9 protein-coding genes are annotated in these 13,330 nt (G+C 53.0%); 2 read left to right on the top strand and 7 right to left on the bottom strand.

Annotation, left to right across the window (positions count from 1 at the left end):
• Window positions 1–343: hypothetical protein (locus AC6T8Q_RS14715; protein ID WP_500679798.1), on the top strand; the 343-nt coding region annotated here is incomplete at its 5' end.
• Between the two features lie 539 nt (window positions 344–882).
• Here the strand turns inward: AC6T8Q_RS14715 and AC6T8Q_RS14710 are convergent.
• Together AC6T8Q_RS14710 and AC6T8Q_RS14705 are read right to left on the bottom strand one after the other, a co-directional pair.
• On the bottom strand, window positions 883–1,578 hold the full coding sequence (locus AC6T8Q_RS14710; RefSeq protein ID WP_500679797.1) for a hypothetical protein: 696 nt from the start codon (window positions 1,576–1,578) through the stop codon (window positions 883–885).
• 2 nt (window positions 1,579–1,580) lie between these two features.
• A complete protein-coding gene (locus tag AC6T8Q_RS14705; protein ID WP_500679796.1) occupies window positions 1,581–2,504 on the bottom strand; it encodes a DUF4238 domain-containing protein in 924 nt (307 codons plus the stop codon).
• Between the two features lie 621 nt (window positions 2,505–3,125).
• Here AC6T8Q_RS14705 and AC6T8Q_RS14700 point away from each other — a divergent pair.
• On the top strand, window positions 3,126–3,770 hold the full coding sequence (locus AC6T8Q_RS14700) for a deiodinase-like protein (protein ID WP_500679795.1): 645 nt from the start codon (window positions 3,126–3,128) through the stop codon (window positions 3,768–3,770).
• A 222-nt stretch (window positions 3,771–3,992) separates the two neighbouring features.
• Here the strand turns inward: AC6T8Q_RS14700 and AC6T8Q_RS14695 are convergent, their stop codons facing one another.
• The 5 genes from AC6T8Q_RS14695 to AC6T8Q_RS14675 form a co-directional block, all read right to left on the bottom strand.
• Entirely contained in the window at window positions 3,993–8,390 is a 4,398-nt protein-coding gene (locus AC6T8Q_RS14695) for an efflux RND transporter permease subunit (RefSeq protein ID WP_500679794.1), read from the bottom strand.
• 9 nt (window positions 8,391–8,399) lie between these two features.
• On the bottom strand, window positions 8,400–10,844 hold the full coding sequence (locus tag AC6T8Q_RS14690) for a hypothetical protein (RefSeq protein WP_500679793.1): 2,445 nt from the start codon (window positions 10,842–10,844) through the stop codon (window positions 8,400–8,402).
• A 181-nt stretch (window positions 10,845–11,025) separates the two neighbouring features.
• A complete protein-coding gene (locus tag AC6T8Q_RS14685) occupies window positions 11,026–11,505 on the bottom strand; it encodes a heavy-metal-associated domain-containing protein (RefSeq protein WP_500679792.1) in 480 nt (159 codons plus the stop codon).
• Between the two features lie 121 nt (window positions 11,506–11,626).
• On the bottom strand, window positions 11,627–12,064 hold the full coding sequence (locus AC6T8Q_RS14680; protein ID WP_500679791.1) for a hypothetical protein: 438 nt from the start codon (window positions 12,062–12,064) through the stop codon (window positions 11,627–11,629).
• 248 nt (window positions 12,065–12,312) lie between these two features.
• A complete protein-coding gene (locus AC6T8Q_RS14675) occupies window positions 12,313–12,495 on the bottom strand; it encodes a hypothetical protein (RefSeq protein WP_500679790.1) in 183 nt (60 codons plus the stop codon).
• Between the last annotated feature and the right edge of the window lie 835 nt (window positions 12,496–13,330).

Raw genomic sequence — 13,330 nt, 5'->3', positions numbered from 1 at the left:
TTGCAAAAAGCGTATCGACCCTGAAAGCCTGATGGAAAGCTGTGACGCCATCATCATGACGGCTGGACATGGGATGATCTGCGACGCTTTATTAGGACAGAAACCTATGTTGTTAATTCCGATCCAGTTGGAGCAAGAATTGCTTTCTCTAGCAGTCGCGCAACAAAGATTAGCAGCTGTGGCATTTCCCCATAGCATCAAAAAATGGGAGCCGGTGCTTGATACATTCATGGCACAACTCTCGCCTACTTCAGCGTTGCGAGCATATGCGGCGAAGTACCAAGGATATAGCAGCAGGCAAACAATCGAGGGAATCGTGGAGCGGATTGTCAACTACTTATGACCACTCTGTCCAATTTGGAGTGCGTTTCTTGCTAGCTATTTCCATATCCAGAGCTAAATCTTATTTGCCCAAAATATCGGAAATGTTCTGGAGAAAAAACGGTCGGATCTATTGTGGAGCGAATCGAATGTCTGCTCAGGTGAATATTTAATTTCAAGCAAGTAGGTTGAAGAATATCATGACAACGCAACCATTTGTCACTGCAGTAATGGCTATTCGGCCAGCGGCGGAAAAGATCACGAATCGCAAAACACGACGCATTGCGAAGCGACCGCGCGGGGCTGCGACCCGCTGCTATCTTCTTGCCCGTCAGAGCCCTAACTTCTTTATGCAGCGAGCTGCAGGTGAATTAGGTAGTAACGTCGTATTAAAGCTCCCATGCTGGACAAAATACGCGGGGGCGTACTCGTTGAACTGGCAACTGATGCAGGATGGTTGACGGCGAATCCATTCAATAAAGCGTTCATCCTCAGGCTCCGTAGTAGTTCGCTGTCTTCGACGTTTCTTGTTCTTTTGCTATGGGGGCTGTCCCGCTAGGTTCATGCCCGACGCGCTGCTTCGAAGGCTGCAATTTCCGGGGGCCGGGTGCAAGCGAAGTACATCCTGGCTCGATAGAACGTCATGAAGCAAGCGATGTCTTCGCTATTCTCGCAACGGTTGTAGCGAGTTAGGAAAACGTCATCACCATAGCCCGCCCAAGGGCTGTACTCATCCAGCCATTCTTTCTCGCCGATCAGGCCCGGAACCTTCTGCACATTGATAACACGGTCTTGGCGAAGGGGTCTGCCATAAATCTTGTAAAACATTCCCTTGACGATGTTACGCAAGATTCGCAGAAGCCGGTCGTCGTCAATCGTGAATGACCATGCCTTACCAACGTAAATTCCCGCTGGGGTGAAGTGGTCTCTGAAGGCGAGGTCTGGGGCCTGCTGTAGAAACTGCCCCCGGTGGTTATTGATTAAGCTTTTCACTGGCCCCATAGCAACATCTAGGCCGGTAGGGTGTTTCATTGCCACGGGGTCGGTCGCCATCACCGTGCGGAAATAATCGGCATCATGCGAGTAAGCGTCATTGCAAGACTTATGTACCGGGACGGTAGCCACACCTCTGGGCAAACGACGCCACAAGCATTTCGGTACAAAGTGCTCGCGGTTGCCCTGTCCGCGAACGATCGCTTCGCCGCAGTATGCGCATAGCTGCGGGGTGCTTGATGGATTGTTAGGTGCGTCTGGCATGATTAGCTGCTCGCTTCGACTGCTTCCTTGCTGAACTCCACCCAGTGATATTTACCTTCGCTCGAAACCCAAAAGAATCGAGGCTCAGATGAATAAACTTGAGTCGCCCCAGCTCCCGTTACCCTGTTAACGCTTGCAACGAATCGCGGAAATACCTTATCTGGATATTTATAGTCGTTTGCCAGCCCAAGCGCAAGCGTGCGTCGATTGAGCGGGAACGTGACGAGCGTGTTTGGATCTAGCCAGCTTAGGCCGGAATAGCCCTTAAGCGGCAGTAGTCCGACGGGAGAGTCCGAGCAGATCAAATCCGGGGCGTCGTCGGAAAGCGGCAACACAACCCAGCGGCGTCTAGAGAAAATGCCAACCAGGTGAATCGCCTGATCGATGATCGCCTGAAGGTGCGTGTTCTTATCGACGTCGTATTGGAAAACACCCTGTTGATTCATTTCACGCAATTCTTCGACGCTCTTGCCTGTTGCGGACAGAAGGTCTTTGAACTGGCCTTGGTAATTCTCTGGCTTTAGCCATTCAGCAATCAGCTCCTGGATACCGGAGTTGAACGAGTCAGAATTCATTGCCCGCATGGCGGGACCGCGTATAACAGATGACGCGACCAGAGTTAGAAAATGCGTTCGCATCTCCTCATCGTCCGATACTGCCAAATTCTGGATTGACTGCTTGAGAGCCTCTGCCATGCGCGGCTCGACCTTGTCCCCCAGCAGTCTCTCAAGCCACATGGGATCGAGAGTGCCTGAGTTCTCCCAGCGGTAGAAATTCCTCTCGATCGCCGCACTCTCTGGACTTCTGTCCCACGCGCGGCGCAACTTTATGTCGCAAATCCAAAGCGTGTCATCTACTACAAGTGCCTTAGTAAATCCCTTCAGCAACAGCTTCGGGACGTAATGATGTTTCGTGGGCCTGTTCATCGAAGCTCCTTTTTACTTTTATTGACCCTTTATAGTTGCCACAGGTTCGCTAAATAAGTCTCTAGAAAGAATTTCGAAACCCGTTGCTTTCGGTCCCCCGAAACCAAACGGGTTGTTAACCCAGCGGCCTACCTAAAACAGAGAGCGCGAGAGGTTCTGGCGAGAGAGCCGACGAGTTCGAGGCTTGCGGGCAATTAGAGAATTTATAGAGAACTCTCGTAAATCGGCTGAGTTCAGAAAATCCCAGCAAAAGGGTCGCAAAACGACGAACGCCGTGAGCTCTCGCTCTCGGCGTTTTGTGTTAACCCGTGGGTCGGCGGAAATTCCGCAGATTTGAAAAGCTCCCCAAAGGGAACCCTCTTCGTAACAATACTCTCTTTTTCTCAAGACGTAAACCATTGCTTCGAAACGACTTCGCGATTCCGAGACTGCTTCGGTGGCAAAAAACGAACCAACCCTCTTCGAACTTTTGCAGTCGCGAGTTAACACTATGCCGTTCATTTTTGGTAGTGCAGGTTCATATCCGAAATCCACCACTCTTATATAATGCAATCAAGTTTCTTGATGTCATCGTCTAATGAATCTTCCATTTTTGATACAGCCTCTAACTCGATAATTGAAATGAAACGCTTCTTACCATTCCTCGTAGTAGTCAGCCTGGGAATTACTCTGCTCTCGACTGCGGCAGCACAAAAACCGAATCCGGCTCGCCCCGATCGCTCGGATCGTCTGCAAATCAGGCAGGGGGATTTGAAAGACGGTGCGTCGGCTCCAGATTTTACGCTCCAGGACATCGCTGGAAAGAAGTCCGTTAAGTTGTCGAGTCTCCAAGGCAAACCAGTGGTACTGATCTTTGGAAGTTGTACCTGTCCCCCGTTTGTTAGCACGACTCAGACGACCGACGAACTTTATAAAAAGTACGGGGATCTAGTGCACTTCTATCTGATCTATGTCCGTGAAGCTCATCCGACCGACGGACGGGCGAGGCCGAACAACCAGTTCGAGATCCCATCTCCCAAGTCCCTCGAAGAACGCCGCCAGGTCGCCCAAGACTTTGCCATCAAGCTCAAAGTCAGTATCCCGATCCTAGTAGATACAATCGATGATCAAGTCGAGAAGTCGTATGCTTGCTGGCCGAATCGTATGGTCATTGTCGATGCCCAAGGCAAGGTCGCTGACAAAGGCATGGCCGGGCCAGGTGGGGTTTCGGGTTCAGCAAGAAACGCTGCGACGGTACTCAATAAGCTCCTGGGCGGCACGAAATGAAGGCAGATGAAACAGACCGCGCTGGTGATGAATAGATGACATGTTAAAACAGCATTAGGCAAAAAAGGGTGCAGACAGGTGCAGACTATTTTCCGAGGCGTCCGATTGGGTCGAAGATAGCATTCATGCTAACACGTTTAGTGTTCAGTAAAGTGAAAGGGATTACAACCATTCCTGCTAGCTGACATGACATAAGTTATTAACAGGCTAGCGTTTCCTTCGTTAAATGGAACCTGTCATCGCTAATGTTCCACTTGGCGGCACTTCTGTTGCTATTAAAGGCACGCCTGTTGATTTGCTATCGTGGATTTTTAACCATCGAGCTCGCCGAACCCAATAAAAACGAACAGGCAGAAACAGATCTACAACCTCGTCGGAAATTAGAAGTCCTCCGAGTACCGGCAGGGCCATCGGAGCCAGAATCTCCCCACCCACGCCGTTGGCAAAGACCATCGGAAAAATAGCAATGATCGCCACGCCCTCGGTCAGCAGCTTGGGTCGCAGTCGATGCACTGCTCCTTCGATCACCGCTTGCCGCAGTTCATCAAGAGATTTGATGTTTTCCAAACCGCCACGTTTTTCGATCGCCTCGCGCAGGTAAACCAGCATGATGATGCCCGTTTCGGTCGCCATCCCGAAGCAGGCGATGAACCCGACCCATACGGCGACACTGAAATCCATGGGCGGAGCGGCCCAGCCCTCCATAATCTTAGGAAAGAAGTACATAAAGAATGCGCCCCCGGCCAATGCTTCGGGGACAGCTAGCATCATCAGTGCCGCGTCGGCCAAATCATTGTACGTCATGTACAAGATCACGAAGATGAGCACGATCACGGCCGGAAACACGAAGCGTAGCGTCCGTGCGGCACGGACCTGATGCTCAAACTCGCCGCTCCATTCGATATGCACCCCCTCGGGCAAGGTAACTTTTTGGGCAACGACGCGTTGGGCCTCCTCCACATATCCCACGATGTCGCGTCCGCGGACATTAAGGGTCACATAGTTGAGCAACCGGCCGTTTTCACTTTTGATCATGGCCGGCCCTTCGACGATCCGCACAGCCGCGACCGACCCCAGAGGGATCATGGGTTTGCTGCCAGCATGGCGGGGGCTAGCCGTGTGTCCGGATTTTTTCTCGCTGGGAGTTACCGTACTCGACATCGACGACGAAGGACTCATTCCTCCGGCTTTTGCTGCCGAGGACATCGACGCAGCCGCAGAACTCCCGCCTGTCGGGATCAGTAGGCGGCGGATGCTTTCTTCATCATCACGGTTGGCGCGGGCATACCGGACGCGAACGGGAAATCGATCGCGCTTTTCAACCGTGTAGGTAACCGCGCGGCCAGCCAATGCAACTTCGATTTCATTCTGAATGTCTTCCACGGCGATGCCGTAGCGAGCCGCTTGTTCCCGGTCGATATCGATCTGCAAATAGCCTTTTCCCATAATGGGCGAGGCGATCGCGTCCCGTGTTCCATTGATTGGTTTCAAGGCCGCTTCGATCTGTTTGCAGACCAAGTCAATCGTATCGAGATCGGACCCGAAAACTTTGACACCTATATCGGTACGCACGCCGGTCGAGAGCATCTCAATTCGATTGATAATCGGCTGCGTAAAAATGTTACTCCACCCGGGCACTTGCAAAACCCGTCCCATCTCATCATCCACCAAATCTCCTTTGGGCCCAGTTTGCCGCGGCCAGAAGAAAACATTCTTCCGGAATGGTTCCACCAGCGATTGTCGGAGTTCAATGAAGGGAACTAGGGATTCCGAATTCACCGGTTTATCGAGTTGGGAATTGATGGCGTCATTGGCAAAACTCTCCGTCATTTGCCCGCGTTGCCCGTTCCCTAAGAGCGTCATTCCCTTCGCCGCTTTGGCGAGTTCTTCCAAGGCAAACCAGGTAAATGATTCCGTCCCGTGATCGAACAAGTCCCAATTGATTTTCTTGACTTCTTCGCGCCACCATGCAAGTCTCGTGGCTTGGATGCGGTTCAATAATGCCTGGGGCAATGTCGTGCGTTTTCCGCCCATTGCTTCGGCAATCACGGTTTGCAATTCTTCGATCGCCGTACCATTCCATTGCAATGCAGCTACGACATCGGTGATCGCGCCGACTTGATGCAGGGCCTCGACGACCTTGCGGCTGATCCCCGTCGTATCTTCCAAGGATGGAGACTTGGCAAGCCAAGCGCCGAACTCGGGCTCCAATTTCTTGCTGAGCGCCTCACAGAATTGAGATTCGTTCACTTCGGATGGCCACGCCAGCGCCTTGTTGCCTTTGACCAGCATGATCGTTTCGGTAACAGCGAATCTTGTCAACCGTCCGCTGAGTTCACGCTCGAATTCTTTGAATCGCAATAAGGCCAATTCCCGCTGGAGTTCATCAAATCGCTCCAAAGCTTTTTGCGTCGCGTCATTTACGAGGTTGTTCCGATCCTCGTCAGGAACGGTTCCTAGAAATCCTTCGGACTCCAACCGGGCAAGGACCAGCCGTATTTGCGCTAGGGCATCTTCGAATTTCAAAACGCGTTTCGGCCATAACTCGCGGGGCCGAAAATTAACAAAGGTTTCCACCATATCCAAGGGCGCGGGATCGGTCGGCGTATCGGCGCGGCCCGCTTTCCCAATCACCGACTCTACCTCGGGAAATCCGCGCAGCAACGCATCGCGGGCTTTGAGATCGTCGGCTGCCTGAGTTACGCTCGCCCGCGGAATTGTAATTGGCATATCGAGGGTCGTTCCCTCGTCAAGGGCGGGCATAAACGCCACACCGATTTTTGGAAATTGATAAGCCCATAACCCCAAGAGGATCAAACTCGCCAGGGACAGCGTCTGCCATAGTGCGCCACGGGTCAGGAGTACCGTCAATCCTGTGACCAGGGCAAAGACAGCGAGAAAGCTGGTTTGCCACGCGGTCTCTGAAGCGCCCATGCCGAGGATGGCCTGGAGCGGGAACATCCCGGCCGCCAAGACCAGTAGCACAGCGAACATCCACATGACAAGATTGCGGCGCGGCAAGGCCCAGGTGAGCAACGGCTTATAAATTTTGATGAAACTCAACACGATCGGATTTTCTTCTTCACTACGCAAACGGCCCTTGATAAAAGTCGGAATCAGTGCCGGCACAAGAGTTACCGAAATAATCGCCACCCCGATTAGCGCAAAGCTCTTGGTAAAAGCGAGCGGATGAAACAGCTTCCCCTCGCGCCCGCTGAGCATAAAGACGGGAATGAACGAGATCAGCATGATCAAAACGGAAAAGAAGATCGGCCTGCCAACGGTCCGGCAGGCCGGGATGACCAGTTCTCGGGTATCCCCCTCAACCTTGCGATCGCCGAAATGTTCTTTCAAGTGATGCGTAGCGTTTTCGGTCATCACGATGGCTTGATCGACAAGAATGCCGATCGAAATCGTCAACCCGGCCAAGGACATGATGTTGGCTTGGATGTCAATGATGCCCAGCCGACGCAGCAGCCACATCATCAAAAAGGAAAACAGCACGGCGAGCGGGAGTGTTACACAAATCACAAAAACGCTGCGCACATGTACCAGAATCATGAGAATCGCCAGCGAGGCGATGACCATCTCGTGCCACATCACTTCGGTCAAGGTATGAATCGCCCCGTGAATCAGCCGGGTTCGATCATACGCCGCGACGATCCGAACGCCTTTGGGGAGGCCGGGCTGGAGTTCCTGGATTTTTTCTTTGACGCTGTCGGTTACGGTAAGCGGGTATTCTTGATGCCGCATGAGCACCACGCCGCCGACAACCTCGTTGCCATCTTTTTCATACACACTACGGCGGAATTGAGTGCCAAGCTGGACGGTGGCGACCGTTTTGACGTAGATCGGTACGCCTTCGACTTCTTTGATGACCGTGTTTTCAATGTCGGATTTGTCCTTGATCCAGCCGACGCCGCGCACGATGTACTCGGCATTGTTCTTTTGCACCACACCGCCCCCAGACGGAGTGTTGCTTTTCGAGACTGCACCGTAGAGATCACCCAGGGTGATACCGTAAGCGCGGAGATCCTCGGGACGGACATCGACTTGGTATTCCAGTGGTGTGCCCCCGACGGTTGCCACGTCGGCGACGCCGTGGGCAGCCGTAAGCTGGGGAGCGATGTAGAATTTGTTCAAGGCCCAAAGATGGCCCGAATCAATGGGGTTCCCCGGGCTGGGTTCAACCGTGTACCAAAAAATTTGGCCTAGGGCTGTTGCATCTGGTGCCAAATAGGGCAACACTCCCGCGGGTAGAAACGTTGCCGATTGATCCAGCCGTTCGCTGACACGCTGGCGGGCAAAATAGAAATCGATATTATCTTCGAAGATGATCGTAATCATCGAAAAATTGAATTCCGACGAGGAGCGCACAGCTTTGACACCGGCTAATCCTTGCAGCTTGCGTGAGAGCGGGTAGCTGACTTGGTCTTCGACCTCGCGCGGGCTGCGGCCCATCCAGTCGGTGAACACGATGACTTGATTCTCGCTGAGATCGGGAATCGCGTCGACGGGCGTATCCAACGTCGCGAAGACGCCGGCGATAGTCAACGCTCCCGCCAATGCGATCACGAGAAAGCGATTGCGAATCGAGTATTCAATAATTCGTTCGATCATGCTGGCAGCCTATTTATCCTTTTCTAAGCCATGCTTAGCGAGCAATTGATTCCAGGAAGCAAGCGTTTTTTGTGGATTCGTCAGAGCTTTCGACTTGCAACCCGCACAACAGAGGAACATTGTTTTTCCTCCGACATCCAACTTGATCGGAACGCCCATGGAGCCGAGACGGTTGTCCGTCAGTACCACGCAGAATCTTTGTGCTGCGGCGAGTTGCTGATCCGCTGGCGATAGTTTCCCAAGCGCCTCGGCAATTGCCTGCTCTTCGGCAGACAGGGTTTCAGTGATTGCTTTAGCCTGGGAAGAGTTGGACGACGGTTTTGGCTGTGGAAGTTTTTCCGGGGCAAGCTGCTTGAGGCGAATGGCCTTATCCAAGATCTCGCGGGAATTTTTCCGGGCCTCTTCTTCGCAGCCTTCGCAACACAGAAAGACGGCTTGGCCGTCAATCATGACTTTAACGGGTTTGCCCATCGAGCCCAGTCGGCTGTCTTTGATGACGGGGCAAAATCTTTGCGCTTCAGCGATCGTGCGTTCGGTTGTCGGAAGCTTCGCTAGTTCCAGGCGGACTTCAGCTTCTTCGGCTGCTGTCAGGGGTGGGGGAGCTGACGGCGACGAACCATTTGCGGCTGGATCGCCAGTCTGGTTCGGCTTCACCACAGCGGAACCCAACGAGCGAGCTTTGGCTTCGGAAACCTTGGCGATGGTTTGTTGAGGCTTGGACAAGGCTTGCTTCTTGCAGCCGTCGCAACATAAGAAGACCGGCTGTCCCTCGATCAGCACTTTGATTGGCACGCCCATCGACCCCAGCAAATTGTCCGTCAGGATCGGGCAATATCGTTGAGACATGGCCACGGGTCGATCCTCGGCGGAAAGACCGGCCAGGGCCGCGATGATCTTGGCCTCTTCATCCTCCGGAGTCGATGGACGAACGGTTGCTACACTGCCGCTCCCTTTCGAGCCGCTGCTTCCGCCAAAGTAAATCGAGCCGGCGGCTGGATTCAGTCGCGTTTCCGCGTCAACCAGGAATGACCCGGCGGTAATAATCCGCTCGCCGAATTTCAATCCGCTTAGCACAGGATAAAAAATCATTCCTTCGGGGCCCGTCAACTTCGATCCCAGCGTCACTCGCACCCCCTCATAAACACCCGGCACCGTTTGGCGATAAACAATTTTTTGAGCCCCTGTATCAATAACCGAGCTTTCGGGCACAGCGAGGGCTTGGCTCACCTTGAGTTTTGCCATCCCTTGAGCATCCGTTTCGACAGCTGCGGCAAGGTTCCCCAAGCGTTCAATGGGAACTTGCAACGTCAACGTGGCGGTGCTACCTGGCCGGAGTTTATGTTCGGGATTCTTAACCTCGAAGCGGACCGTAATAGTGCGGGTGTTCTGATCGACATGCGGATAGACAAAGGCCAATCGTCCCTTAAAAACCTCGTTGGGTAGCGACCGGCTCGTCGCGATGACTTCGAGTTGATCCTCGGGGGGCGATTGTTCAGGGTGTATCAAGTCAGTGGGCAGGAATTGCAAATCATCTTCATAGATTTGCGCTTGAATCCAGACTGTCGACAGATCAACGATATCGTAAAGCGGACTTCCCTCTTGGATGTATTCTCCTTCGCGGACATATTTCTTGATCACATGTCCCCCGATCGGGGAGCGAATCGTGATTTGCGTATTGGCGCTTCCTTGCGAGGCCATCGTCTCCAGTTGCTCCGTGCCGATTCCCAACAGCTCTAGTTTTCGCAACGTACTTTGCTCCAAGCTGCGATTATTCGTGCGCCGCGCATCGAGCAATGATTGCACGGAAACGACCAAATCCGGACTATAGAGTGACGCAAGGGGATCGCCCGCTTTGACGCGCTTGCCTGTCTCGTTGACGAACAACTTGTCAATGCGACCCGCGACCCGGGCCGAAACATTGCGTTCCCCCCGTTCATCGAATTCGACATAGCCGATCGCGGTGATCTCCTTGCTGAGGGGCACATAGTCCAAGGGCCATGTACCTACCCCCGCCAAGGCGACGCGGTAAGGAGAGAGCTGTACTCGATTGACGACCCCGGCGGGTAATACTTCTTCCTTGTTGTCGCCCTTTTTGCGTTTGGAGAGCGGCATGAAACAAATCGGGCATTTGTCTTTGGAATTCTCACGCACCACTGAAGGATGCATCGGGCAAAAATACTCGATATCACTTGCTGCCGCACTGCTCTCGCTCGAACGTGTCCAGCGATCATAATAGGCGATCAAGGTGTCCCATTGCGTGATCACAATCCCAATCACGAGCAGTACGGCGATAAAGCGGAGCCGCGCGAGCTTCACGAGGATCAAGAAATGGAACCACCACCAAAATTTGCGCCACCCATGCAAATCCGGAGGCGCGCGAAGCCCCCCCTCGTCGATGGGATCGCGCAGGGGAAGCTGCGTTTCGGAATTCGTTAGTAGCTTCGGGTCATTCATCAGTCACCATACAATCAACTCAAAACGTCCCAAATTCAAAAACACACCAAGCTGCATTGAACGCGATGATTAAAGTCGGGAAATAAAACGGCAGCCGCCACACAATCCGAACGTGGATTTGCTAACCCGCCAGCCTGGGACGGCTGCCGCGTACGAACCGCAGCGACCATCTTGCAGCGACTTAATAATTCTCGGCTTTGATCTCGACTTTGGACAAGGCATCTATTAGATCGCGGGTCGTGAGCTTGGCCTTGGCGTCAAATTGGACGCCAATCGATTGTTGCTGGGGATAGACAACGACTGCCTGAACCCCCGCAAGTTTCCCGAGGGTTTCTTTCGCCTTTTTAGCCAGGGCTTCGTCCTTGACTTCCGGAACCTTGAGAGCCAGCCAACCTTCGTAATGCAAATTTCCGCCCATCATGTGTGCGGTCGAGCCAATACGCTGCGCGAGCATTTGTGCAGGTGCCACCGTTTCATCGAACTCGATCCGTGCGTTTTTGGTATTCCAGTCGACTTTGGCGGAACGGACACCGGGGATCCGAGTGAGGGCCGATTCGACCGTCTTCACGCACGGAGGACAATGCAAGCCAGTAATTAGATAAGTGGCTGTTGTGGTCGGGACAGTTTCTTTCACCGCCGGTTCGGCAGCGATTATGTTCATAGAACAAAACAGCATCGCAAACGCAAAAAAAGAATAGCGAAGCATGGGTCAACCCAGAAAATGAAAACCTAAAGAAATCCCGCTCGGCAAACTTGCCGAGCGGGGGAACAATTGAAAAAAACTAGCCGCCAAACTTATGCGCATCTGTCTTGGGCAGCAAATAAGATGGCGTCGAGCCGTGATGGCGATGAACCGGGGCGCGATAGACCGGAGCGCTTGGTTCATAGCTAAAACTTCGTCTCACTTGGGGAGCGGGCATAGCCTTTGCGGCCATCGCTTGCCCCGGTTCCACTGAGTAACTGCGCACCGTAGTCGGAGCCTGGGCGACTTGCGGAGCCATCGGCATTGTGGGCGACATCACACGAACAACTTGCGGCGCACTGTAATACGTCGAACGTCCTTGCGTGTAATGCATAGAATTGCTCCCGCCCGAGCTAAATCCCGTGCCAAAGTTGCCGTTCGCTTTCGCGCCAGCGTCGCGAAAGCCCTGGGCCATCGAGGAACTGGCGGTCAAACTGAGGACCGCAACAACTGCTACCAATTTGAGTACACGAAACATAAATCACCTTCGCATGAGTGAAGAAACAGATGTAAACACCGCGTTGGGCGCGGTGACAGAACCTAAACAAGGTCACACATTTCGACAAAAACAAATTGTCATCGGTGTGTTGATCACCTCATGAAACACGAAGACGTGTTAAATGACGATCAAGCTGAATCAGGCCAGATGCGTTCACCTCGCATGGCAAAGCGCCGAGCAAGTTGAAGCCAGCAAGGACGGCGAAGAAGCGCCGTCTCGGAAGAGAATTAGATCAAGAATCGCCGAAGCGAAATCAAAAGATCGCCACCCGGCGGCCCGACGTCATCGACGAGCAGCATGAGAATACTGGTCGCGCTGTTCCAATTAGCTGCCGTCTGAGCCGGCAGTACATGGAACAAAGGGGCTTGCTCGGCAGCGGCGGAAATAGAGACGCGTGGAACAACCGTCATCCCCGCAAACATGTCAGGGCTACAACAATTATTCCCGTTCGATTGAAAACAATTTTCCGCCGTCACACCTCTGCTGGATTTGTCCTGGCAGCATGGCTCGACAACGGGTTTTTCGTGTTTTGGAAGCGCACAACATGTTCTGACACAAGCTGAATTATTTGTGCTGTCTAGATTCCCCGAAGAAATTCCCAGTAGTTTTGCCGGGCAGAATAATTTGTACTCACCGCTAGCGCACAGACAGCCGCCTACAGGACGCGCCGCGAAAACCGTGAGCGGAATTAGCGCCCAAAGCAGTGCAGTGCGGAGATAGGTTTTCGCGGCTTGCATATAAGTCTGATGACGGAGTTTCCAGTCAAACCTAACTGAACTATCAGGCGGAACTTTGTCAAAGTCAAGCACAATCTTGGGAATCTAACAAGCACGCAAGTTATCTCCGCTAGGCAAAATTGTCGAAAATCACGTGTTCGCAAGGACTTGTGGTCCCATGGCAGAAAAGTCCATGTCCCCGGAAATTGATTAACGAATTTGCGGAAAATGACGATTTAGACAATGGCACATCCTGCCTTGCTAACCCGCCAGCGAAGCCCCACCTGAGATTGTTTGATACGGAGGCATTATGCCTTGCCGCGGTGCCGTTGGACGCGCTTATCGCATTTTCTTCATTGTTACGTTGCTCGGCATTTGCGGATGTCGGAGTACGCCCTCGCAGCAAGTAGCGAAGCAGGTCGTCGTTACGACCATGCCCGCTTTAAAGACAGAAACAGTCGCCAATGTAGGGCCTTCCCCAGCAATTCAGACGGCCTCTTACACTCACTCGTCGCGTACGGAATCACCT

The organism is Bythopirellula sp., from assembly GCF_041737835.1.
GTDB lineage: Bacteria > Planctomycetota > Planctomycetia > Pirellulales > Lacipirellulaceae > Bythopirellula.
Note: the sequence above shows the minus strand (reverse complement) of the source record. Positions and strands in the feature narration are given on the sequence as shown.